The sequence below is a fragment of the Rhizobium sp. BK112 genome, assembly GCF_014193215.1.
Lineage (GTDB): Bacteria > Pseudomonadota > Alphaproteobacteria > Rhizobiales > Rhizobiaceae > Rhizobium > Rhizobium anhuiense.
This window is the reverse complement of record NZ_JACHYZ010000009.1, coordinates 40,737-63,899: the sequence shown is the minus strand read 5'-3', so window position 1 is coordinate 63,899 and position 23,163 is coordinate 40,737. Positions and strand designations below refer to the sequence as shown.

At 63.1% G+C, this 23,163-nt stretch carries 22 protein-coding genes and 1 riboswitch; of the genes, 5 read left to right on the top strand and 17 right to left on the bottom strand.

Going from position 1 to position 23,163, the window contains the following annotated elements; genetic code table 11:
* The 3 genes from FHT75_RS23225 to FHT75_RS23215 form a co-directional block, all read right to left on the bottom strand.
* Positions 1–1,206, bottom strand: a complete 1,206-nt coding sequence (locus tag FHT75_RS23225) for a beta-ketoacyl-ACP synthase (RefSeq protein ID WP_183844999.1) — start codon at positions 1,204–1,206, stop codon at positions 1–3.
* The gene (locus FHT75_RS23220; protein ID WP_003564235.1) at positions 1,203–1,685 is read right to left on the bottom strand and encodes a 3-hydroxyacyl-ACP dehydratase FabZ family protein; all 483 of its coding nucleotides are present in this window, start codon (positions 1,683–1,685) and stop codon (positions 1,203–1,205) included. The genes FHT75_RS23225 and FHT75_RS23220 overlap by 4 nt, the downstream gene beginning before the upstream one ends.
* A 212-nt stretch (positions 1,686–1,897) precedes the next feature.
* The gene (locus tag FHT75_RS23215) at positions 1,898–2,176 is read right to left on the bottom strand and encodes an acyl carrier protein (protein WP_003540486.1); all 279 of its coding nucleotides are present in this window, start codon (positions 2,174–2,176) and stop codon (positions 1,898–1,900) included.
* 419 nt (positions 2,177–2,595) lie between these two features.
* Here FHT75_RS23215 and FHT75_RS23210 point away from each other — a divergent pair, with 419 nt between their 5' ends.
* Positions 2,596–3,318, top strand: coding sequence for a Crp/Fnr family transcriptional regulator (locus FHT75_RS23210; RefSeq protein ID WP_028756574.1), 723 nt, complete (start codon positions 2,596–2,598; stop codon positions 3,316–3,318).
* Between the two features lie 40 nt (positions 3,319–3,358).
* Here FHT75_RS23210 and FHT75_RS23205 read toward each other — a convergent pair whose 3' ends face one another.
* From FHT75_RS23205 to FHT75_RS23170, 8 genes are all read right to left on the bottom strand, one after another.
* Positions 3,359–3,787, bottom strand: a complete 429-nt coding sequence (locus FHT75_RS23205) for a L,D-transpeptidase (RefSeq protein WP_028756575.1) — start codon at positions 3,785–3,787, stop codon at positions 3,359–3,361.
* 149 nt (positions 3,788–3,936) lie between these two features.
* Positions 3,937–4,137: a hypothetical protein gene (locus tag FHT75_RS23200; RefSeq protein WP_028756576.1), complete on the bottom strand. Its 201-nt coding sequence runs from the start codon at positions 4,135–4,137 to the stop codon at positions 3,937–3,939.
* Between the two features lie 81 nt (positions 4,138–4,218).
* Positions 4,219–5,199 carry an adenosylcobinamide-phosphate synthase CbiB gene (gene cbiB, locus FHT75_RS23195; protein WP_028756577.1) on the bottom strand — a complete coding sequence of 327 codons (981 nt, stop codon included), beginning with the start codon at positions 5,197–5,199 and terminating at the stop codon, positions 4,219–4,221.
* On the bottom strand, positions 5,196–6,218 hold the full coding sequence (gene cobD / locus FHT75_RS23190; protein WP_183844998.1) for a threonine-phosphate decarboxylase CobD: 1,023 nt from the start codon (positions 6,216–6,218) through the stop codon (positions 5,196–5,198). The genes cbiB and cobD overlap by 4 nt, the downstream gene beginning before the upstream one ends.
* Positions 6,215–7,522: a cobyrinate a,c-diamide synthase gene (locus tag FHT75_RS23185; RefSeq protein WP_047610278.1), complete on the bottom strand. Its 1,308-nt coding sequence runs from the start codon at positions 7,520–7,522 to the stop codon at positions 6,215–6,217. The genes cobD and FHT75_RS23185 overlap by 4 nt, the downstream gene beginning before the upstream one ends.
* A complete protein-coding gene (gene cobA, locus FHT75_RS23180) occupies positions 7,519–8,358 on the bottom strand; it encodes a uroporphyrinogen-III C-methyltransferase (protein WP_063475208.1) in 840 nt (279 codons plus the stop codon). Before cobA ends, FHT75_RS23185 begins: the two co-directional genes overlap by 4 nt.
* 190 nt (positions 8,359–8,548) lie before the next feature.
* Entirely contained in the window at positions 8,549–9,502 is a 954-nt protein-coding gene (locus tag FHT75_RS23175; protein ID WP_028756566.1) for a nucleoside hydrolase, read from the bottom strand.
* 71 nt (positions 9,503–9,573) lie between these two features.
* Complete coding sequence (locus FHT75_RS23170; protein ID WP_047610280.1) at positions 9,574–9,993, bottom strand: cobalamin biosynthesis protein; 420 nt, start codon at positions 9,991–9,993, stop codon at positions 9,574–9,576.
* Positions 9,994–10,094: 101 nt separating this feature from the next.
* Here FHT75_RS23170 and FHT75_RS23165 point away from each other — a divergent pair, with 101 nt between their 5' ends.
* From FHT75_RS23165 to FHT75_RS23155, 3 genes are all read left to right on the top strand, one after another.
* Positions 10,095–10,880 carry a TSUP family transporter gene (locus tag FHT75_RS23165; RefSeq protein ID WP_047611645.1) on the top strand — a complete coding sequence of 262 codons (786 nt, stop codon included), beginning with the start codon at positions 10,095–10,097 and terminating at the stop codon, positions 10,878–10,880.
* A 110-nt stretch (positions 10,881–10,990) separates the two neighbouring features.
* Positions 10,991–11,356: a nuclear transport factor 2 family protein gene (locus FHT75_RS23160; RefSeq protein ID WP_028756563.1), complete on the top strand. Its 366-nt coding sequence runs from the start codon at positions 10,991–10,993 to the stop codon at positions 11,354–11,356.
* Positions 11,356–12,150, top strand: a complete 795-nt coding sequence (locus tag FHT75_RS23155; RefSeq protein WP_183844997.1) for a helix-turn-helix domain-containing protein — start codon at positions 11,356–11,358, stop codon at positions 12,148–12,150. The genes FHT75_RS23160 and FHT75_RS23155 overlap by 1 nt, the downstream gene beginning before the upstream one ends.
* 5 nt (positions 12,151–12,155) lie before the next feature.
* On the opposite strand, the gene cobO is transcribed toward FHT75_RS23155, so the two are convergent.
* The 4 genes from cobO to cobU are packed head-to-tail and all read right to left on the bottom strand — an operon-like array spanning position 12,156 to position 18,219.
* Complete coding sequence (gene cobO, locus FHT75_RS23150; protein ID WP_063475075.1) at positions 12,156–12,806, bottom strand: cob(I)yrinic acid a,c-diamide adenosyltransferase; 651 nt, start codon at positions 12,804–12,806, stop codon at positions 12,156–12,158.
* On the bottom strand, positions 12,803–16,651 hold the full coding sequence (gene cobN, locus FHT75_RS23145; RefSeq protein ID WP_063475076.1) for a cobaltochelatase subunit CobN: 3,849 nt from the start codon (positions 16,649–16,651) through the stop codon (positions 12,803–12,805). Before cobN ends, cobO begins: the two co-directional genes overlap by 4 nt.
* A 4-nt stretch (positions 16,652–16,655) precedes the next feature.
* Positions 16,656–17,705, bottom strand: a complete 1,050-nt coding sequence (gene cobW, locus FHT75_RS23140) for a cobalamin biosynthesis protein CobW (RefSeq protein ID WP_028756559.1) — start codon at positions 17,703–17,705, stop codon at positions 16,656–16,658.
* Between the two features lie 4 nt (positions 17,706–17,709).
* The gene (gene cobU, locus FHT75_RS23135; RefSeq protein ID WP_028756558.1) at positions 17,710–18,219 is read right to left on the bottom strand and encodes a bifunctional adenosylcobinamide kinase/adenosylcobinamide-phosphate guanylyltransferase; all 510 of its coding nucleotides are present in this window, start codon (positions 18,217–18,219) and stop codon (positions 17,710–17,712) included.
* 221 nt (positions 18,220–18,440) lie between these two features.
* A riboswitch (cobalamin riboswitch) is annotated at positions 18,441–18,837 on the bottom strand.
* Between the two features lie 258 nt (positions 18,838–19,095).
* Between cobU and FHT75_RS23130 the strand changes: the two genes are divergently transcribed.
* A complete protein-coding gene (locus FHT75_RS23130) occupies positions 19,096–20,886 on the top strand; it encodes a chloride channel protein (protein ID WP_028756557.1) in 1,791 nt (596 codons plus the stop codon).
* A 28-nt stretch (positions 20,887–20,914) separates the two neighbouring features.
* Here FHT75_RS23130 and FHT75_RS23125 read toward each other — a convergent pair whose 3' ends face one another.
* Both FHT75_RS23125 and FHT75_RS23120 read right to left on the bottom strand, forming a co-directional pair.
* Positions 20,915–22,171, bottom strand: a complete 1,257-nt coding sequence (locus FHT75_RS23125; protein ID WP_063475077.1) for an adenylate/guanylate cyclase domain-containing protein — start codon at positions 22,169–22,171, stop codon at positions 20,915–20,917.
* A gap of 133 nt (positions 22,172–22,304) precedes the next feature.
* Complete coding sequence (locus FHT75_RS23120) at positions 22,305–23,075, bottom strand: SDR family oxidoreductase (protein WP_047610293.1); 771 nt, start codon at positions 23,073–23,075, stop codon at positions 22,305–22,307.
* Between the last annotated feature and the right edge of the window lie 88 nt (positions 23,076–23,163).

Sequence of the window (23,163 nt, the reverse complement as noted above, 5' to 3'; positions counted from 1 at the left end):
TCACGCATCTGCGGAAAGAACGGCAACACCTTCGCCGCGCTGATGTCCGACCGTGGTTACGACGGCGGCGGTGGCGCCTGCCCGCATCGGCGCCTCATGAGCGGCATCGAAGGGCGGAACCTTGGCCTTGCCATCGACGGCAAGGGCTGCAAGCGCCAGCCCCAGCGTGAACTGCGTCTCGATCGTATGGCCGGTGACGCCGCCGAAGCCGCGGATCGCAACGTCGGGCAAATGATGTTCGAGCACCGCCCGTTCACGGGCGGCAAGATCGTGCATACCGGTCGAGCCGGAAAAGACCGCCGTGCTGTCGGCGGCAAGTCCGACGGCCGGTGCCAGGAGCCGCTCCAGCCGGACCTCGAGATTGCCGGCATTGCGGTTGCCGCGGTCACCCTCGACCGCGTCGATGACGGCGTAGATATGGGCACCGCGGGCTTCGGCATGCTTGCGCGATTCGAGCACCAGGAAGGCGCCGGCCGAACCGGTGATCATGCCGCCGCCGTCGCTGGGTCTCCGCGACCAGAGCGGCACCCAGTCGCCGCGCGCATGCGCGCCGATCGCTTCGGTGAGCAGGATCATATCGGGCCGTTCGGCCGCGAAGGCGCCGCCAACCAGCGCATGCGAGGATTCGCCTGACTTGATGCGGTAGAAGGCGGTCTCGACGGCTGATATGCCGGCCGCTTCCTCGCCCATGAAGGTGCGCGAGGAGCCGGTGACCTTGTGCACGATCGAGATATTGCCGGCGAGCAGGTTGGAAAGCTGGGCAAGGAACAGCGTCGGCCGGAGCTCCGTCGTCAGCTTTTCGTTGAGCAACAGCTCACGGTCGTTGCGCTTCAGCGCTTCGTCGACGATCAGCGTATCGACATTGATGTCACGCTCGCCGCCGCCGGCCGCCACGATCATGTCCATGGCGCCGCAGGCCTCGATATCATCCTTGAAGCCGGCATCGTCGAGCGCAAGGCCGGCAGCGAAAACGCCGATGCGCTGCCAGTTCTCCATCTGGCGCTGGTCGCCGCGCTTGGCGATCTGCTGCGACCAGTCGATCTCGGGCAGCGGATGCACCGGATAGGGCTTGAACTTCTCGGTCTCGACGATCGCCTTCGGGGTAGTGCCGGCCGAAAGCAGCGCGATATGCGCATCCTTGCCGACGCCCTGACAGGTGACGATGCCGATGCCTGTGATGACGACGTCGTTTGCAGCCTTGCTCATCCAATCACTCCCTGCGCCGCGATCGCTTCGAGAAGCCCGATCTCGCCGGCACGTTTCTTCACGATATCGCCGAGCGGCACCTCGGAAAACGGCATGGTGCGAAGCTTCAGCTGCGCATCGCAGACCTTCTTGCCGGCGCTGGTGATTTTAGCCTTGGTGACCGCAAAACCCGAACCGTCATGCTCCAGCACCGCCTCGATGTCGAGCACCGCTTCCGGCTCGACGAAGGTGCGCATCTTGGCGCCGTCGACAGTCATCAGGAAAGGCATGGCGGCAAAATCGGTGACGGCAAGCACCAGCATGCCGGAGGCCTGCGCCATGGTCTCGATCAGAAGCACGCCGGGAACCAGCGGCATTCCGGGAAAATGGCCTTCGAAAACGGGGCTCTTGGCCGGCACGACGGATCGCGCCTTAAGCGTGCCCTTCTTCAGGTCCACCGCTTCGACGCGGTCAATCATTTGGAAATATTCCAGCAGCATTCGGATCCTCCGGCCCGACAGGCCAGATCCGCCCGCCGGTGACGCCTGAAGCGCGTCGCATAGAAGCTGGTCGCACTTTAGGTCTTTGTTTTGTGCATGTCGTCGCCCCAAAACCGCTGCACGCTTTTGGGCGACATGCACTAGTTAGGAACGAAACCGCCCGGCCGCCATATTCACGGCGGCAGGGCGTTCAAAAAAGACTTTTATGTCGCTCAGGCCTTGGCTGCTTTGAGCTCGTCGATCTTGGCGCAGAGGTTCTTCAGCACGAAATATTCTTCGGTGGAAACCTTGCCTTCGTTGACTTCCTGCGTCCACTTTTCGAGCGGAATCTTGATGCCGAATTCCTTGTCGATCGCAAAGACGATGTCGAGGAAATCGAGGCTGTCGATACCGAGGTCGTCGATCGTATGGCTCTCCGGCGTGATCGTCGCGCGGTCGATCTCGCTGGTTTCTGCAATAATGTCGGCAACTTTATCGAATGTAGCGGTCACGCGCTGTACCTCATGAAATGACGATTTAAACCTCCTCATAGGCAAATCCATTTCAAAAGCCAATGCTTTCGTCCCGGCGTTGCGGCAATTTGCCGGTTGGGTGTTGCCTAAACAGCAATGGAATGCCGGTCTTTGCCGTCCCCGGGACGGGCGCCGAGGCGCGCGGCGATGCCGCACCCGAAAGCCCGCCCAGCCGGAAGGCGAAAAAGCCGTCCGAATCAAACCCGCGAACGGCCCTCGCATCGCGGCAAACGCAACTTCCGGCAAAACCGGCGGGCGGGGATGCTTTGATCTAAATCAAACAGCGATCCCGGCGAAATTGATAATCCTCAAGGCGCGCTGGGGGCATGCGCGGGCATGGGCCATGCCGGACGCGCCAATCCTGCCGGCCATACGAAGATTTCAAAAGGGATCAGGACATGGATGTTGCACGCAGTGAGCTTTTCGAGACCAGCACTCCTGTCGCTTGCGCTTCCTGCCAGGCGCGGCACGGCGTCGTCTGCGGCGCCCTGTCGAGTGGTCAATTGAGAGAGCTCAACCGCCACTCTCTGCGCCGCAAGATCGAGGCCGGCTGCGAAATCATCGCCCAAGGGGCGGAAAGCTCTTTCTATTCGAACATCATGCGCGGGGTGGTGAAGCTCTGCAAGGTGATGCAGGACGGGCGCCAGCAGATCGTCGGGCTGCAATTCGCCCCCGATTTTGTCGGCAGACCTTTCGTGCGTGAAAGCACGCTATCGGCTGAGGCTGCGACCGACGCCGAAATCTGCGTCTTTCCCCGTAACCTGCTCGACCGCATGATATCCGAGACACCAGAGCTGCAGCGCAGCTTGCACGATCAGGCGCTGAAGGAGCTCGATGCCGCGCGCGAGTGGATGCTGACGCTCGGCCGGCGCACCGCAGGCGAGAAAGTCGCAAGCCTGCTTTACCTTATCGCCACACATGCCGAACCGCAGACCGCCACGAGCACCGCCTTCGATCTGCCGCTATCGCGCGCCGAGATCGCCGATTTCCTCGGGATGACGATCGAAACCGTCAGCCGCCAGATGACCAAGCTGCGCAAGCGGGGCGTCATTCACATCGAGAACTTTCGACATATCGTCGTCCCCGATATGGATGAGCTGCAGAGCATGACCAGCGCGTAAAAAAGGGATCAAATGCCGCATTCGGCTTTCCGGTCCGGGATCAGCGCGTGATTATGACACGGGTATTGGCAAGGCCGGCCTGTCGTGCCAGCGAGAAGAACTGGGCAGCATTGTCCGGATGTAAGCGAACGCAACCATGCGAGGCCGGCCGGCCCAGCCGCTTCAGGTCGAAGGTGGCGTGAACGGCGTAACCGCCGTTGAAAAACACGGCGAAGGGCATCGGCGCATTGTCGTATTTCCTGGAGCGGTGATCGCGCGACAGCCATTTGGCGCTCCACGAACCGGTCGGCGTGACATAACCGTTGCGCGCGGTCGAAACCTTCCAGCGATATTTGACGAAGCCGTTCTCGGTAACGGTCATCGTCTGCTTGCCGATGCTGATATTGGCGACCAGCGTTGCGGCCTGAGCGGCAACCGGAGAAAACTGCAGCAATAAACTTGCGGCCGCAGCCGCCAAAATCGTCTTCATGATAACCCCTCTTCGGCCCGCGCAGCTTCATTGCGCCCTCACGGAAGAGAGACTACGGCAATACTTATTATATTGCTTTAATCCGAATGGTAATCACAACTCTAACGAGCCAAGGCGGGAGTTACCGGAGTAAGACACCGGCCTCTGCTTCACTGGAGCTTGCGCGCCGCCGAAGGCTGCTTGAGCTGTTGGTAGGCCTTGTTCATCTTCTCGCGGATCGAGGCCATTGTGCCGAGATTATGCCCGCAGGCCGCACAGGTGATGATGTCGGTCTCCCGGATCTCGGGACGTTCGAACTTCATCTTCGTGCTCTTGCACTTCGGGCACGGTAACTCAACCTGAACTGTCATCGCTCTGCTTCCGGTCTGATAAGATATGAGGCGGTTCGAATAAACCTTTGCGGCGGCCATGTCCACCGGGCGTGATGTACCCTAGAGAAAACACAAGAACAGCCCGAAGATGATGCCCGTAAGCACCATGCAGCTGGCATAGAACACCGAAACGCCGTCCTCGATATCGGCCGCAGTGGCCATATCGCGCCCGGGATTGTTGATCATCGGCTCGGCCACGATGACGCCGCCATAGACCCGAGGGCCGGCGAGTTGGACATTGAGCGCACCTGCCATTGCCGCTTCCGGCCGGCCGGAATTCGGCGAGCGGTGGAGGCCGCCATCGCGCATCGCCACCCGAACCGCTTCTCGGCTGGCACTGGTGCCGCGCCTGATCCAGGCGCCGGCGGCGATCAGCAGGATCGAGAGGCGGGCGGCCGGCCAGTTGGCGACATCGTCGAGCCGGGCGGCCGCCCAGCCGAAATCGATGTATTTTTCCGACCTGTGGCCGATCATCGAATCCGCGGTGTTCAGCATCTTGTAGGCAAGCAGTCCCGGCAGGCCGAAGACGGCATACCAGAGCGCCGGCGCCACCACGCCATCGGAGAAATTCTCGGCAAGGCTTTCGATCGCCGCGCGGCAGACGGCCGGCTCGTCCAAAGTCTCGGGATCGCGCCCGACGATGCGGGAAACGGCGGCCCGCCCACCGGCAAGCCCTTCGTCGCGCAGCGCAATAGCGACGGCCGCGACGTGATCGGCAAGGCTCTTCTGCGCCAGGAAGATCGCCACCAGCCCGGTCTCCAGCAGGATGCCGGCAAGGCCGAACAGCGCGAAAAACCGGTCGAACACCAAGCCTGCGGCCACTGCCAGAAGAAGCAGCGCCAGGATGGCGGCGACGCCGTTCATCCGGCGTTGCGAGCCTGTCAGGCTTGATGGGTTGAGCTGCTGGTCGGCATAGGAAATCACCGCGCCGAAGATGGCGACGGGATGCGGCACCCGCGACCACAGCCATTGCGGATCGCCGAGGATCCGGTCGAGCAGCAGCGCCAGAAGCAGCACGAGAAGGTTTTCGTCGATCGTCATCGCTCAAATCTCTGAAGGGCTTCGATAAGCCGCCTGTCCGCCGCCCCATCGGGCGTCAGCCCGAAACGCAGCCACTCCGGCGCATAATCGAACTTGCGGACGAGAATATGATGGCTGCAGAGATGCGTGTAAATGTCGCCGGCTCTCGCATCGGCGACAAGGGTAAACAGCGCCGTTCCCCCCGCCGTCCGTAATCCCGCTCCCATCAGCGCCGCATGCAGACCGGCGCAACGTTCATCGATACGGCTACGGATCGAAGTAACATCCGAGCGCAGCAGCGACGCTGCAATCGAAAGCGCCGGGCCGGAAACCGCCCAGGGGCCGAGCCAATCCTCGAAGCGCGCGAGAATATCGCTACGCGCAATCGCAAAGCCGAGCCGCAGGCCGGCAAGTCCGAAGAACTTGCCAAAAGAGCGGAAGATGATGAGGTTGGAAAGTTCTTGCACGCGAGCCGCCAGGCTCAGCGCCGGATCGGTATCCCCGAAAGCCTCATCGACGACGAGCAGCCCATTTGCCGCTTTCATCCTGTCGTGCAGTGCGACCAGCGTTTCCGTCGACCATATGCGCCCATCCGGATTGTTCGGATTGACCACAACCGCGAGCCGATGCTCGATCCCGATTGCGGCAACATTATCGACCGCGTCGACGGCAAAGCCGGCCGAAGCGAAGGCGCGCGCATATTCCCCATAGGTCGGCGATACCACGGCAACCGTGTCGTCCATGGCGCCAACCGGCTTACCCGCCGCGATGAGGCGCGGCAGCAACTGGATCACCGATTGCGTGCCGGGCACCGGCAGCGGCAGGATCTCGCCGCTGCCATAATGATCGCGCGCCGCGCGCCTTGCCTCATCGACGAGATGCCGGTCCGGCAGCCGATGCCAGGCCCTTGCCGGAATGTCGGGCAAGGCGACAGGGCATGGATTGATGCCGGTGGAAAGATCGAGCCAGTCTTCCGGCCTGCCGCCGAAGGTGGCGGCAACGGCGGTGATGCCGCCGCCATGGGCGATCGGTGCGCTCATGCGGCAGCTCCGGCCAGATCGATCAGATGCATGTAGGAGCCCGCCACCTGGTCGCGCCGGAGGCCGGCAGCACCCAGATCGGTTCCGAGGGCATCCTGCGTTGCAAACAGCCGATTCCCCTCGCCCTCGGAGACGACGGTGGAATAGTGGAATTCATGCGCCGTCATCGTCCGCGCGAAAAAGGCGCCGTCGAGCGGCATGACGCGGCGATAGCCGAGATGGCGTTGCCGCTTGGCATAGCTGGTGACGACGGGCAGCAGGCCGAGCATTTCGTGGCGGCGCCCTTCCGCGTCAATCAGCCCGTCGCCGAGCACCATGTAGCCGCCGCACTCGCCGTAGATCCTGGTGTCTCGTGCCGCCGCATCGAGCATGCCGGCGCGAAAATTCTGCGCCGCGGCCAGCCGCCCGGCATGCAGCTCGGGATAACCGCCCGGCAGATAAATCGCATCGGCATCGCCAGCCGGCGCCTCGTCGGCAAGCGGCGAGAAGAAGGAGATCGCAGCACCCCGGCGCCGCCAGCCGAGCAGCATGTGCTCATAAGAAAAGGCAAAGGCGACATCGCGTGCCACCGCGATACGGGCGCCCAGCGGCATCAGCCGCTCGATATTGGCGGCCGACGGCCGGTTGAGCCCCTGCCTGGCGATGCGCAGCAGGAATTCAAAATTGCATTCCTCGGAGACCGCATCCGCCGCGTGATCGATGAAATCTTCGAGGCTCGCATGTTCGCCGGCCTGGACGAGGCCGAGATGGCGCTCCGGCAGCGAAAGCGCCTTGTCGCTGCCGATCACGGCGATGACGGGCATGCGGATAGCCTCAAGCGCCTGGCGCAGCATCGCCTCGTGCCGTTCGCTGCCGACCTTGTTGAGGATGACGCCGGCAACGCGGACATCGGCGCGGAAACCGGCAAAACCGGCGACCAGCGGCGCCACCGACTGCGACATGCGCGAGGCATCGACGACGAGCACCACCGAAAGACCGAGCTGGGCGGCAAGATCGGCCGCCGTGCCCTTTCCGTCGGCCGCTCCGTCGAAAAGCCCCATCATTGCCTCGATGACGAGGATGCGGTCGCCGGAGCGATGCAGGGCCGCATTGGCCGAGATCAGTTCAGGGCGCATCGCCCAGGGATCGAAATTCAGGCAGAGCGTGCCGCTTGCCGCCGCATGGAAGGCGGGGTCGATATAGTCAGGACCTGCCTTGCCGGGCGCGACCGCGATGCCGCGGCGGCGAAGCGCTCTGAGCAGCCCGAGCGTCACCGTCGTCTTGCCGGCGCCGGAGGAAGGGGCTGCGATCAGGAGGCCGCTCATGCCTGCACCTTGCCGGACCGGCGGAACGGATCGGGTTGCAGGCGCCGTCCGCCGAGCGCGCCGAGCCAATCGAGCGAGGCTCTGAGCCGCACCACCTCGCCGACGACGACCACCGCCGGCGGCTCCAGCCCGGAGGCGGCAACAGCCTCGGTCGCCTCTCCGAGCGTCGTTTCCACCACCTGCTGCCGGCCGGTGGCGGCATTGCAGACGAAGGCGACGGGTTCCGACGGCAGCCGGCCGGCGGCGATGAGATTGGCGCTGATCTCGGCGATATGCTTCATCGCCATATACATGACGATGACGGGCGAGCCCCGGCCGATCGCCTCCCAGTCGATCCTGTCAGGCACGATACCGGAGGAATCATGGCCGGTGAGGAAGGTCACGGCATGGTTGATATCGCGATGTGTCACCGGAATGCCGGCATAGGCAAGCCCGCCGATACCGGCGGTGACGCCGGGCACGATGCGGAAGGGAATATTGTGCTCGACCAGCGTCAATGCCTCCTCGCCGCCGCGGCCGAAGACGAAGGGATCGCCGCCCTTCAGCCGCAGCACGCGCTTGCCGGCGCGCGCCAGATCCACCAGCCGCAGCGAAATGTCGCGCTGTTTCGCCGAAGGCTTGCCGCCGCGTTTGCCGGCATATTCCACCAGCGTTTCCGGCCGCGCCAGTGCCAGGCATTCCTCGTTCACCAGCGCGTCGTGCACGATGACGTCGGCCTCGAAAAGCCCCTTGGCGGCAAGCAGCGTCAAAAGCCCGGGATCGCCGGGACCGGCGCCGACGAGCCAGACGCTGCCCGGCTCCAGCGCCGGAAGATGGGAGAATGCGGCATCGATCATCATGTTGATCTAGGCCCCGCAAAGGGCAAGGTCAACGCCGCGCCCGTCACCTCACTGGAAGTTGCTGAGATTGCTATGACTCACTTCGCAAAGAGGCGGATTCGATTTCACAACAAACCCGCTCAACAATATGAATAGATTATAATATCATCAAGAAGGCCAGCCGCGGCGCAGCCGGCCTTCCCGACCGTCAGGCGGCAAGCAGCGTGTTGCGGATGAGGTCGATGACCTTCTCCGATTCAATGCCGGTGCAGACGATCTGGCTCGGCAGGCCGTCCCAGTCTCCATTAGGCGGAAAATGCCGGCCGTCCCGCTTGACGATCGTCTGGCCATCGGCGATGCCGCCACAGACGACGCGCACAGCACCCGATATCGACGAGAACAGCTCGGGCGCCACGACATAGACGCCGGCGCAGCTGTCATGCACCATCATGCCGTCTTCGACCGCGTGCTTATAAAAATCGATATAGGACTGCGAGAGCGCGTCGAGCTGCTTGAGAGCCTTATCACCCCTCGCCGCCATCTCGCCGAGATAGCTGCGGCTCATCGTGGTGATCGCGGTGACGTCGAGGCCGATGACGGCCACTTTCCACGGCGCGGTCATGACGATGTCGGCAGCCTCGGGATCACCGTGAATATTGGCCTCGGCGACCGGCGAGACATTGCCCGGCACATAGAAATTGCCGCCCATGATAACGACGTCCTTGACCAGCGTCGCAATCTCGGGGTCTTCCTTCAGCGCCAGCGCCAGGTTGGTCATCCGGCCGACGGCGACGAGGCGGACCTCACCCGGGTTGGCGCGCACCGTGTCGATGATGAAGCGATGCGCCGGGCGCGCATCGAGCGGCAGGTCGATCGTTTCCGGCACGTCGATATCGCCGAGACCGTTGTCGCCATGCACCATGGCCGGCCACGGCCGCTCCGCACGCGAGGAATCGATGGTGACGCTGGCGCCCTTGGCAACCGGTGCCGCAATATTCCATTCGCGCTTGAGGAAGAGCGCATTGCGTGTCGTCGTCTCGACTGAAGCGTTGCCGAAGACCGTGGTAATGCCGAGAAGGTCGATCTCGGCATGACGGTGCAGGAAAAGAAGCGCCATGGCGTCGTCAACGCCAGGGTCGGTGTCATAGATGACCTTGTGCATGAGATATCCTCTAGATGTGAACCCGTGAAGCTGCCGGACGGCGCCGCGAATTGGCGCCACCATAACGTCGGCTAGGCTTTCTGCAACCCGCTGCGGGCAACTGCCGCCGTCGCATGCGCAGATTTGATTTTGGCGACGGCAAGCTCGGCATCCGGCCCCGCAGCCGCCAGCGCAGCTGCCTCGGCAACCCCATGGCAGCCGACGCGAGCAAAGACCTTCGCGGAGGGATTCTTGAGCCGCGGTGTCTCCTCTTCCAGCCGCGGCGCGTCGAAAAACACGACGGGCACGGAAAAATGCGCGGCAACGGCAAGGATCGCCGGCTCATGTCTCCGGTTGTCGATCGAGGCAATGGCTGCGAGTTCCGCAGCAGCAATACCGGCTGCGTCGAGCGCTGCGATCGCAAGCGCCAACACCTCGGCAGGTAGCGTCCCCCGCTCGCAACCGAGGCCGAGCACGTGGCGCCTCGCCCTACCGAAAGAGATATCGCTCATGGAAAACCGCCGAATGCGCCCTGCCCGTGTCCTCGCAGCCATTGCAGCTTGGTGCGGCAAATGCAACAAGGCCGTCCGAAATCCCTCCCTGGAATACCACCTTGCCCGATATCGCCTTCCATCTGCTTCTGCTGCTCTGCATCGCTGCCTTTTTTGCCGGTTTCGTCGATTCCATTGCCGGCGGCGGCGGCCTCGTCACCGTTCCCGTCATGCTGATCGCCGGCATTCCGCCGCTCCAGACCCTCGGCACCAACAAGGTGCAGTCCCTCTTCGGCGCCGCCTCGGCCACGATCGCTTATGCTCGCAAGGGCCATGTGGAGCTGCGTGAGCAATTGCCGATGGCGCTGATGGCCATCATGGGCGGCGCACTCGGCGCCGCACTCGCCACGATCGTGCCCGGTGAGGTGCTGGAGGCGATCATGCCGGTGCTGCTGGTGGCGATCGCGATCTTCTTTGCCGTCAAGCCGAACCTCAACGACCTCGACAAACACCGTCTCATCACACCCTTTGCCTTTGGCTTGACGCTTGTTCCGGTCATTGGCCTCTATGACGGCGTCTTCGGCCCCGGCACCGGTTCCTTCTTCATGCTGGCCTTCGTCACACTCGCCGGCTTCGGCGTGCTGAAGGCGACGGCCCACACCAAGCTTCTCAATCTCGGATCGAATTTCGGCGCGCTCATCGTCTTCGCAAGCTTCGGCGCGATCCTCTGGAAGATCGGCCTGTTGATGGGCATCTGCCAGTTCCTCGGCGCGCAGCTGGGTTCCCGGCTGGCCATGCGCATCGGCGCAAAGCTCATCAAGCCTCTGCTCGTCTTCGTCTGCATCGCCCTTGCGGTGAAGCTGCTCGCCAACCCGGCAAATCCGCTGCGCATCTGGCTCGGCGCCTGACACGAACCCTCGACCATCTTCATTACCTCTGGCGTAATTGATACGGTACATCGCCTTCCCGCATGATCGGGCTGCCTGGAATTGACGGGCGATCAAGAGGAGATGACCTGATGAATGACGCAAACAACAACGCAGAGCGCTATCTCGCCGTCTGGAATGAGACGGATGCCGCTCGCCGCCGCGCCCTCATCGCCGAGAGCTGGAGCGAAGCCGCGACCTATATCGACCCACTGATGCGCGGTGAAGGCCATGAGCAGATCAATTCGCTGGTCGAGGCGGTGCAAAGCCGCTTCCCCGGTTTCCGCTTCGCCCTGATCGGCGCGGCCGACGGCTACGGCGATAACCTGCGCTTCTCCTGGGGGCTCGGCCCGGAAAATGGCGAAGCGCTGATCAAGGGCACAGATTTCGCCGAGCTCGAAGGCGGCAAGCTGAAATCCGTGCGCGGTTTCATAGATTTGCTGCCGGAAGCCGCCTGATGTCGCCGACCGCCCGCTCGCTTGGAGACCATCTGCGCGAATGGCGCCAGCGCCGCCGCATGAGTCAGCTCGACCTCGCGCTGGAGGCGGAGATCTCGCAGCGGCATCTGAGCTTCATCGAGAGCGGGCGCTCGACACCAAGCCGCGACATGCTGCTGCATCTTGCCGAACGGCTCGACGTGCCCCTTCGCGATCGAAACCCGCTGCTGCTCGCGGCGGGTTTCGCTCCTGTTTTTGCCGAACGCAAGCTGGATGATCCCGCACTGGAACCGGCCCGTCGCGCCATCGACATGGTGCTGAAAGGGCACGAGCCCTTCCCAGCAATCGCCATCGACCGCCACTGCACACTCATCGCAGCCAATGCGGCCATTGCGCCGTTGCTCTCAGGCGTTGCCGACCAGTCCTTGCTCTCGCCACCCGTCAACGTACTGCGCCTCAGCCTGCATCCACAAGGATTGGCGCCCCATGTCAAAAACCTCTCCGAATGGCGCGCCCACCTTATCAGCAGGCTGCGCCAACAGTTCTCGGCTTCGGGCGATCTAATGTTGGACAAGCTTTTGAAGGAGTTGCTATCCTATCCAGCGCCTAAAACTGCCGGCGAGGTCCATACCGACTATGCCGGCATCGCCGTTCCCCTTCAACTTTCGACCAAGGCCGGCCTGCTTTCCCTGATTTCGACAACGACGGTCTTCGGCACACCCGTCGACATCACGTTGTCGGAACTCGCGGTCGAATCTTTCTTTCCGGCGGATGAGGAAACGGCGGCCATCCTGCGCAGCCTCGCGCTCAGCTGACCGTCTCAGAACTCCACGCCGGGCTGGCCCTTGACGCCGGAGCGGAAGGGATGTTTGACGAGTTCCATCTCGGTCACCAGATCGGCGATCTCGATCAGTTCCTCCTTGGCGTTGCGCCCCGTCAGCACGACATGCGTCATCGCGGGCTTCTCGGTCTTCAGAAAGGCGACGACGTCGTTGATGTCGAGATAGTCGTAGCGCAGCGCGATGTTGATCTCGTCGAGCAGCACCATGGAATTGTTTTCGTCGCGGATCAGTTCCTTGGCCTTTTCCCAGGCGGCCGAGGCGGCCGCGACATCGCGGGCGCGGTCCTGCGTTTCCCAAGTGAAACCCTCGCCCATCGTGTGGAACTGGCAGAGATCGGAGAAATGCTTCTCGATCAGGTCGCGCTCGCCGGTCCACATCGCACCCTTGATGAACTGCACAACGGCCGAGGGCTTACCGTGGGCGATGTGGCGGAAGATCATGCCAAAGGCGGCCGATGATTTTCCCTTGCCCTTGCCGGTATGGACGATGATCAGGCCCTTGCCGTCGGTCTTAGTCGCCATGATCTTGTCGCGCGCCGCCTTCTTCTTCGCCATCTTCTCGGCGTGGCGCGCATCGTCCTTGCCGGTCCCGGCTTCTGCGATCTCGCTGTCAGGAGTCTCGTCACTCATTGGTTCACCTCATTCTGTTGTCTGGCGGCCAGGTCGAACTGGGCCGAATTGCTGCGCGGCGTCCAAAGACTGCGGTCGACGGCTTCGCGCAGCCGCTCCCTCATCTCGTCGAATGCAGCCGGGTTCTTCTCGATCATGAAATCGCGCACGGCGGGATCGGCGACGAAGGCCTGGTAGACCGCCTCGAAATGATGAGCGCCGACCGCCCCCGTCGTCGCCGAAAAGGCGAAGAGATAATCGACGGTGGCGGCAATCTCGGCCGCCCCCTTATAGCCGTGGCGCATGACGCCTGCGATCCATTTCGGATTGACGACACGTCCGCGCACGACGCGGCCGATCTCCTCCTCGAGCGAACGGATCACCGGCTTTTCCGGCCTGGAATGGTCGTTATGATAGATCGAAGGACGCGCGCCGGCGAGCTGTTCGGCCGCCGCCGCCATGCCGCCCTCGAACTGGTAGTAATCGTCGCTGTCGAGCAGGTCGTGCTCGCGATTGTCCTGGTTCTGAATGACGGCCTGCACCGAGCGCAGCCGCTCCTCGAACAGGCCGCGTTCGGCCTTGCCTTCCTCGCCGGCGCCATAGGCATAGCTGCCCCAGACGAGATAGGCTTCGGCGAGATCGGCGCGCCGCTCCCAGCCCTTTTCGTCGATCAGCGCCTGCAGGCCGGCGCCATAGGCACCAGGCTTCGAACCGAAGACCCTATAGCCCGCCCGGCGCCTTGCCGAGACCTCGTCCAGACCGGCGGCGGCAAGCCTTGCGGCCTCGCCGCGCATGCGCGCTGCGATCGGATTGTCGGCCTCGTCCTCGTCAAGCGCGCCGACGGCGCGGATCGCCTTGTCGAACAGCGCGATCTGCTCGGGGAAGGCATCGCGGAAAAAGCCGGAGATGCGGAGCGTCACATCGACACGCGGCCGTCCGAGCATCGCCGGCGGGATGATCTCATAGCCGGTGACACGGCGCGAGCTCATGTCCCAGAGCGGCCTGACGCCGATCAGCGCCAAAGCCTGGGCGATGTCGTCACCGCCGGTGCGCATGTTCGACGTGCCCCAGGCCGTCAGCCCGAAGGAGACAGGCCATTCGCCGTGATCCTGCACATAGCGGCGCACCAGCAGCTCTGCGGACTTCTTGCCCAGCTCGTAGGCCGCCGGCGTCGGCACGGCGCGACTGTCGACCGAATAGAAATTGCGGCCGGTCGGCAGCACGTCGGGCCGCCCGCGCGTCGGCGCGCCGGAAGGCCCGGGCGCGACGAACCGGCCGTCGAGCCCTTTAAGCAGCCCGTCGATCTCGGCGGGGCCGCAGGCAAGGATGGAGGGCTTGAGGCGGGTGTCGATTTCGGAGAGCACCGATCTGGTTTGAGACCAGAGGGACGGGCAGTCCATCTCGCCGGAGACGAATTTTGCGGCCAGCAGTTCGATGCGCTCGACGGTGTCTCCATTGGTCCGCCAGGCGGCGTCGAGAATATCGGCGACGATTGCGGGCTTCGGGCGGGTCCAGGCAGTGGCCATGTCGCAATCGAGAGGGTCGAAGATAGAGGCACCCCGCACGACGCCGCTCAATCCAGCATCCGCCGCGATCGCCCGCTGCAGGCTCGCATCCCCGCCCTCACCCAGTCCGCGCGGCACCCGCGCCAGCGCCACGGTCAGATCGGTCAAGAGCCGCCCCTCGGGCGACACGCCGAACACATGCAGCCCGTCGCGGATCTGCATTTCCTTGAGGTCGCAGAGATAGGCGTCGAGCTTTTTCAGCGCCTCACCCTCGCTTTCGCCCTTCGTTATGCCGGCGTCGCGGTCGAGGCCGATATCGGCGACGAGATCGAGAATCTGCCGGCTGAGCAGGCGGATGCGGCGGGGATCGCCGCCGGAGGCCTCATAATATTCGTCGACCAGCGCTTCCAGGTCTTTCAGCGGCCCGTAACTCTCGGCCCGCGTCAAAGGCGGCGTCAGATGATCGATGATGACGGCAGCGCTGCGGCGCTTGGCCTGCGTGCCCTCGCCGGGATCGTTGACGATGAAGGGATAGAGATGCGGCAGCGGCCCGAGGATCGCCTCGGGATAGCAGCTTTCCGACAGCGCCAGCGCCTTGCCCGGCAACCATTCGAGATTGCCATGTTTGCCCATGTGGATGACGGCATGGGCAGCGAATTCGCGGCGCAGGAAAGCGTAGAAGGCGAGATAGCCGTGCGGCGGCACGAGATCCGGCGAATGATAGCTCTCCTTCGGATCGATATTGTAGCCGCGCGCCGGCTGGATACCGACGAGCACACCGCCGAACTGGGCAAACGGCAGAGCGAAAGCTGCCCTGCGAAAATATGGATCGTCTTCGGGATCGCCCCAACGGGCTCTCACCTCATCCTGAATCTGATCGGGAAGAGATTCCAGGAAGCCGTTGTAGAGACTCAGGGAAAGCGTCTCTCGGATGATCTTACCGTCATGACCGGAATTGGTCGGTCCTTCCATCAGATGGCGGATCAGCGCATCGCCGTCGGCCGGAATGTCGGCGACCGGATAACCCGCCGCCCGCATAGCCTTCAGCACTTCGATGGTGCCGGCCGGCGTATCGAGGCCGACGCCGTTGCCGAGCCGACCGTCGCGATTCGGGTAATTCGCCATGACGAGCGCGATACGCCGGTCGCCGGCGCAAGCCCTCCGCAGCCGCGCCCAGTTGGCGGCAAGCTCCGCCGTATAGCGCACCCGGCCGGCATCCGGTTCGCTGGCGACGATATTCGTCTCGACAGCCGCATCGTAACGCGCCGCCGTCTTGAAGGAGACAGCCCGCGCCAGCACCCGGCCGTCCACCTCTGGGAGCGCCACATTCATGCCGAGATCGCGCGCCGACAGGCCTTGCGAGGAAGCCGCCCACGCCTCCCTCGAAGAAGCCGACAGGATAGCCTGCAGTACGATCGCCTCATTCGCCTCCAGCACCGTTGGCTGCCGATCCGCACCCGGTGCCGAGACGGCAAAGCCAGTCGTGTTGATGACGACATCGGGCTTCAGTGCCGAAAACACGCTTTCGAGAATGCCTGTCGAAACGGGATCCTTGAGGCTATAGGCAAAGACCGGCAACGGCCGGAGGCCAAGTGCGACCAGCGCCTCGACTAGCGCCTCGATCGGCCCGGTTTCGCCGCTTTGGACGAGGGCGCGGTAGAAGCTGATAGCGACGACGGGGGAAGGTGTGGGTTCGATTCCCATCTTCTCCGTCGAGTTTGAGGTACCCCCCTCTGTCCTGCCGGACAAAGAGGCAGCCACGCGCCAAGACTCCTCCGCAACAACCCGCCGCCACTCCTCAACCCCGATCAACCCTCGCCCCGGCCACCAGATGCCGGCCTTCATCAGTGGCACCGCCGGCGCCGGCTTCTCCATGCCTGCCAGCATCGCCCCGGCATAGTCGAGGAAGGCCCGCGCATTGGCATCGCCACCCTCGATCAGATAGGCCCACAGCGCATTGAGATCGTCGAGATCAACATTGGAGAAAGGGACGAGCCCGGCATCCGGCTTCGCATCACCCGGCAGCACTGCGATCAGCGCACCGGCGCGGGACGCTGCCGCATGCAGCGCTTCCAGCGCATAATGGAAATAGCTGGCGCCGCCGAGCGCCCGCACGACAATCAGCTTGGCATGCCGCGCCGTGCGCTCGACATAGGTATCGACCGACATCGGATGCTTGAGGCTCATCAGGCTGGCGAGCCGCAGCGAATGCTGCCCACCGCGGTCGCGGTGGGCGGCTGCGATCGCGGCAAGCTCGCTGTCGGCAGCCGACAGGAACAGGATCTCGCCCGGCGTCTGCCCGAGGTCGATCGCCTCCTCGCCGTCGCTGATCGTTCCCTGCTGGGCCAGAAGCAGATGCATTGGTTTATGCCAGCTCTTCGATTGCCGCCCTCACCGCGTCCTGATCCATCTCGTGCAGGCCGATGACGACGAGGCGCGTCGTGCGCTTTTCGCCTGGAGCCCAGGCGCGGTCGAAATAATGATCGATGCGGCTGCCGACGGCCTGGAGCTGCAGGCGCATCGGCTTGCCGGCGATATCGACGAAGCCCTTGAGGCGCAGCACGTCATGGGTTGATATGATCGTCTTCAGTTTCTCGACGAAGCCGGCGGGATCGGCAACGGGTCCGAGATCGACGACGAAGCTGTCGAACTCGTCGTGGTCGTGCGGCGCGCCGTCTTCATGCTCCAGCTCATGATGCGACTTGCGATTGGCGACATCGTCCTCGGTGCCGATACCAAGGCCGAGCAGGATGCCGGCCGAGACTTCGCCGTTCTTCGCCTCGATGATCGCGGGCTTGCGCACCGTGCGGGAGGCAACCTCGTCGCGCACCCTGATAAGACCTGCCGCGTCGATCAGGTCGGTCTTGTTGAGCACGATGAGATCGGCGCAGGTGAGCTGATCCTCGAACAGCTCCTCGATCGGGCTTTCGTGATCGAGCGATTCATCCTCGGCGCGGCGCGCATCGACGGCATCATGGTCGTCGGCGAACCGGCCGGCGGCAACGGCGGCGCTATCGACCACCGTGATGACGCCGTCGACGGTCACTTGCGTGCGGATATCGGGCCAGTTGAAAGCGGCGACCAGCGGCTGCGGCAGGGCGAGGCCCGAGGTTTCGATGACGATGTGGTCGGGCCGCTGTTCGCGCTCGAGCAGCTTCGTCATCGTCGGAATGAAATCGTCGGCGACAGTGCAGCAGATGCAACCATTGGTGAGTTCGATGATGTCGTCCTCGGTGCAATTCTCCGCGCCGCAGCCCTTCAGCACGTCACCGTCGACACCGAGATCGCCGAATTCGTTGATGATGAGCGCGATCTTCTTGCCGCCGGCATTGGTGAGCAGGTTGCGGATCATCGTGGTCTTGCCGGCGCCGAGGAAGCCGGTGATGACGGTTGCGGGAATTTTCTGCTGGTTCATGAACTTAACCCTTCATTTTCAGCGGCAGGCCTGCCGCGATGAAATAAACTTCGGCGGCCTTCGCCGCGATCGATTGGTGCAGCCGGCCGGCATGATCGCGGAAATCCCGCGCCATGCGATTGTCAGGCACGATGCCGAGGCCGACCTCGTTGGAAACGAAAACGAGCCGCGCCTTCGCGGCGGCCAGGAAATCGGCGAGCGCTGCAAATTCCGCCGCCATGTCGCGCTCCTCCATCATCAGATTGGTGACCCAGAGCGTCAGGCAGTCGATCAGCACGATGCGTCCCTCGCCGTCGATGGCGCCAAGCTTACCGACGAGATCGAGCGGCTCCTCATGCGTCGTCCAGGACGGACCGCGGTCGGCCTTGTGCTGAGTGATACGCGCCTGCATCTCCTCGTCCCAGGCCCGGCCGGTGGCAAGGTAGTGGCGGTCGAGGCCGGTCGCGGTGACGAGAGCTTCGGCGAAGCGGGATTTGCCGGAGCGCGCGCCGCCGAGGATGAAGATGGTGGTCATGCTCAGACGCTCCTCAGGGAGGGTGCGTAGCCGTGGCTTGTTCCGAGTGCACCTTTTTCGACTGCTGGGGGGACCGAGTATTCGACATAACCGGCCGAAAGCACTCCTCTTGCAGGGCTGCTTGGAGGCGTCGCGAGCGCCGCACCAGGCCGCGCTGAATTCAATCGTTCAGCCAAGACAACCTCCGTGCTGGCAACGGGCGTAGTGCCCAGGTGTGGGCTTCTGGCCCGGCACGTAATGGCAGGTCTCCTGGCTCGCGGTTATCGGCCGCGATCGGGGCAGACCGGAAACCGGTCGCCCTGATCGTGCCGGCGGATCATCCTCGCCTTCCCGGCTGCATTGGTGAAAAGGTGGACGATTCGTAGATTTAGAGGCGTCCGACCCCGGTTGATCACCATGCATCTCCAGTGGCTTTTCCGGCATATCGCCCATCCCGCCCGCTTGCATGATTGCAAGCCGCCGGCCGGAGGGGCTCGGTGCCGGATGGAAGACCCTGACCGCTCTACAGTCGCGGGGTCGGCTGTGATGAAGGCGCCCGGTTTGGGTCCGCCCCTTCACATTCCCTTTTCATCCGGAAGGGCGCAACACCGATCCGGAACCATCCGTTATGTCAGGATGGTCGGGCGACCATCCGTTGAGGGATGGTTAGGCAAGCCGGGGTGTGAAGTCAACCGGCCTTGACGGCCGGTCAGCTTCCGAGGAGATGGCCCAACCCTGTCAACACGACTTACTCTACCTAAAATATCGTCATTTATCAGAGGCTTACGTCATAAATATTTGTCCCGGGCGCCGGCTTTTCGCCGCAATTGCGTCGCAAGCGGACTGCGCGACCATCTCCGCCCTTGACCGGGCCTCTCCCCGCCTAGTTGTCTAGCCATGCTTATGAAATTGGATCGGCGCCGTTTCCGGGCGCTGCGTGTTTTCTTCGATCCGGGCCGCCTGCGGGCGCTGACCCGCCGCAGCGAGGTCGGCCTGTCACTGGCGGGCGCCGTCGTCGGCATCATCTCGGGTCTCGCCGTCACCGGTATGAGCTACGTCTCCAGTGAGTTGCATCAGCTGGTCTTCGGCATCGCCGATAGCGAGCGGCTGAGCTCATCCGAGATCGAGAACAAGATGCTGCTGCTCACCGCGCCCGTCATCGGCGGCGCTCTGCTCGGCCTGTTGCTCCTGGTGCTGGCGAAACGGCGCAAGAAGCCGATGGTCGACCCGATCGAAGCCAATGCGCTGCATGGCGGCCGTCTATCCTTGACCGACAGCATCATCGTTGCCGTCCAGAACCTGATCTCCAACGGGTTCGGCGCCTCGGTCGGACTGGAGGCCGGCTATACCCAGCTTGCCGCCGGCCTTGCCTCGAAATTCGGCCTGAAGCTGCAGCTTCGCCGCTCCGACCTGCGCATCCTCGTCGGCTGCGGCGCGGCGGGCGCCATCGCCGCCGCCTTCAACGCGCCGCTGACCGGCGCCTTCTATGCCTTCGAGCTGATCATCGGCACCTATACGATCGTGTCGCTGACACCCGTCGTCGTCTCAGCTCTCATTTCCACCCTTGTCGCAAGGCTGCTTGCCGATGGTGATTTCACCATCGATATCGGCAGCTTCGGCTCGGTCGTGCCGGCCGATTATATCCCGGCGCTGCTGCTCGGCGCCTTCTGCGCCGGCATCGGTATCCTGATCATGCAGGGCGTCTCCTTCGTCGAGGAACTGGCGCGCAAGAGTTCGATCGCCCCACCCTTCCGCCCGGCGCTCGGTGGCGTCATCGTCGGGCTCTTGGCGATGATCTCGCCGCAGGTGCTCTCGGCCGGCCACGGCGCGCTGCATCTCAACCTCTCCCGCGAGGTGGCGATCCCGACACTGATCGGTCTCTTCCTGTTGAAATCCCTGGCCTCGGCGATCTCGATCGGCTCCGGCTTCAGGGGCGGCCTGTTCTTCGCCTCGTTGTTCATGGGCGCCCTGCTCGGCAAGCTCTTTGCCTATTGCGGACCCTATTTCGCCGATGCGACGCTGACCCCCGTCATCTATGCCGTGGTCGGCATGAGCTCGCTTGCCGTCGCCGTTATCGGCGGACCGCTGACCATGACGTTCCTGGCGCTCGAAATCACCGGCGATTTCCCGATCACCGCGCTGGTGCTCGCCGCCGTCATCACCTCGTCCCTCGTCGTACGCTCGACCTTCGGCTATTCCTTCGCCACATGGCGTTTCCACCTGCGCGGCGAAAGCATCCGCAGCGCCCACGATGTCGGCTGGATTCGCAACCTGACGGTGGACAAGCTGATGCGCGCCGACGTCAAGACGGCAAAAGCGAGCATCTCCCTGGAAGAATTCAAGCAAGCCTTCCCGATCGGCTCGGTCCAACGCGTCGTCCTCGTCGAGGAGAGCGACAAATATGCGGGCCTCGTGCTGGTGCCGGAGATTTACGCCAATCCGACCGACGCACAGGACGAGGGCAAGACGCTTGCCGATTTCATCCACTACCGCAACGATTTCCTGCAGCCGCAGATGAATGCCAGGCAGGCGGCGGCGATCTTCGACAAGAGCGAAAGCGAAGCTCTCGCCGTCGTCAACAACCTGATCGAACGCAAGGTGATCGGCCAGCTCAGCGAAAGCTATACGCTACGCCGCTACAGCGAGGAACTCGACCGCCGCCGCCGCGAGGTCTCAGGCGAGATTTAAGCGTCGTCGCGCCGACCGGATCGTCGTTTCAGGATACCATGTCGGCGAGCTTGAACACGTTTACCGCTTTCGAAACCCCGCGCAATTCGAAAGATCCCAGACAGTCGTTGGCGACGGCACAGGTGACGGCGAAGCTTTCCGACATCAGAAGGTGATGTCCGAGCGCGCCGCAGAGTTTTTCAAGCCGCGAAGCCTCGTTGACGGCGCTGCCGATAACCGTGAAATCAAGCCTGCCGCGTGCGCCGATATTTCCGTAGAAGACCTCGCCGAGATGCAGCACGACATCGACGCCGATGTCAGGACCTCCATCATTCCTCCGCTGACCATTCAGCACCTTGTTGGCTTCTAGAATATTCCTTGCGGAAGCCAGTGCGGCCATGCAGGCCTTTTGCGGGTCTTCAGCATCGGTCGGAAAGATCGCCAGCACGCTATCGCCCATGAACTTGAGGATCTCGCCCGAGTTTTCCTCGACATGCCAGCCGATCAGCTCGAAATGTTCATTCAGAAACCCGGCGATTTCGCCCGGCTGATAGATCTCGGTCAGCGCCGTGAAGTTTCTCAGGTCAGCAAGCAGGATTGCAGCATTGATCGCCCCTCCCTTTCCCCTCTGAATATCGCCTGCAAGGATGCGTGCACTTGTCTTGGCGCCTGTATAGACGGCAAGGATATCCGATGCGGTTTTCGATGCCGCAATGCGATAACAAGCCAGCCCCAGCGCTGGGAAGAGCTTCGCGACGATCGCCAGTTGATCATCCGAAAATCCGCCCGGCCTATCGCTTGTGAGAGACAGACTGACGCCACGCAGCGCAGCCTCCTTCGGGAATTCCAGCAGGCTGACCAGGTGATCCGTGCCGCCGGCATGCGCGAATTCTGCAAGCTGCGGGTAGTCATTGACACCCTCACCCTTGGCGATGTTCCATCGACCTGATGTTTCGCCGCGGCCCAAAAGAAAATAGATCGGCGTCTTCTCGAAATTCAGCACTGCCGCACTGCCATATTCGGCATTCTCGATAGTGGTCGCACCGCCGCGCACGAAATTGGCCGAGACGCCGCCATACATGGGATGAATAGACGGCATCGAGATGCTTCCCCGCCAGATCGGAAAGCCATCCGCGATCAGCCGATCGCACAATCCGGCTATCAGCTCGCCAATATGCTCAGCTGTGATTCCATGTTCTATAAGCCACTGAATATGATTGTTAATTTCCGAACCTCCAAATGACCGACGCAGATTATGGTCGGAAATCGGGCAAATGGACGGCGATGACCACCGGGGTTGCCACATCAACCAATAGTCGAGTCAGGCAGATATTTCTAGCCGTGGTCTCCGGCAACGACAATCAGTCATTCGCCTGCCGACGAGGAGCTGTGAGAGTGCCGCAGAAGTGAAAGATGGTGCCGCAGCGCCTACCGATATCTCACATCCTGACTGTCATGCCGCCGTCCACCGTCAGTACGTGGCCGTTGACGAAGGAAGCGGCGGCGCTTGCCAGAAAAAGCGCCGCGCCGGCGATCTCGTCCGGCCGTCCCCAGCGCTGAACCGGGATACGCTGGCGCACAAAGGGCATCAATTCCTCGTTCGCAGCCATTGCCGCGTTCGTCTCGGTGGCGAACCAGCCGGGCGCAATCGCGTTGCTGGTGATGCCGTGCGGGCCGAATTCGACCGCCATGCCGCGCATCAGACCGGTCAGGCCCTGCTTGGCCGCCGGATAGACGCAGTCGCCGGGCATGACGACATGGCCGCTGATTGAGGTCACCGCGATCAGCCGGCCGTGATTACGCCGTTTCATCAGCACGGCAGCATCCCGCGAAAGCGTCATCGCCGCCGCCAGATCGGTGCGCAGCAACTCCAAGATCGCATCATCGTCGAATTCGGCCAGCGGCCGTCGGTCGCGGGCGCCGACATTGTTGATCAAAATATCGAGACGGCCGTGGGTCTTGTCGATATCGGCCATCACAGCACGCTGAGCCTCGCGGTCGGCGACGTCGAATGCAGCGGCCTCCGCCGTGCCACCCGCAGCCCGGATGGTCCTGACCGCGCCTTCCAGCGTCGCCGCCGTGCGTCCGTTGACGATGACATGCGCGCCGGCATCGGCCAGGGCGCGCGCCATCTCGAAGCCCAGCCCACGACCGCCGCCGGTCACCAGCGCCACCTGACCTGCCAGTGAAAATCTATCCAATATGCTCATGGTTTTCGTCGTTCTCAAAGGGTCCGTCGCGACAATTAATGGACTCAGTCAACTAATTTGGCAAGAGCAGAACGGCGACACCGGATGG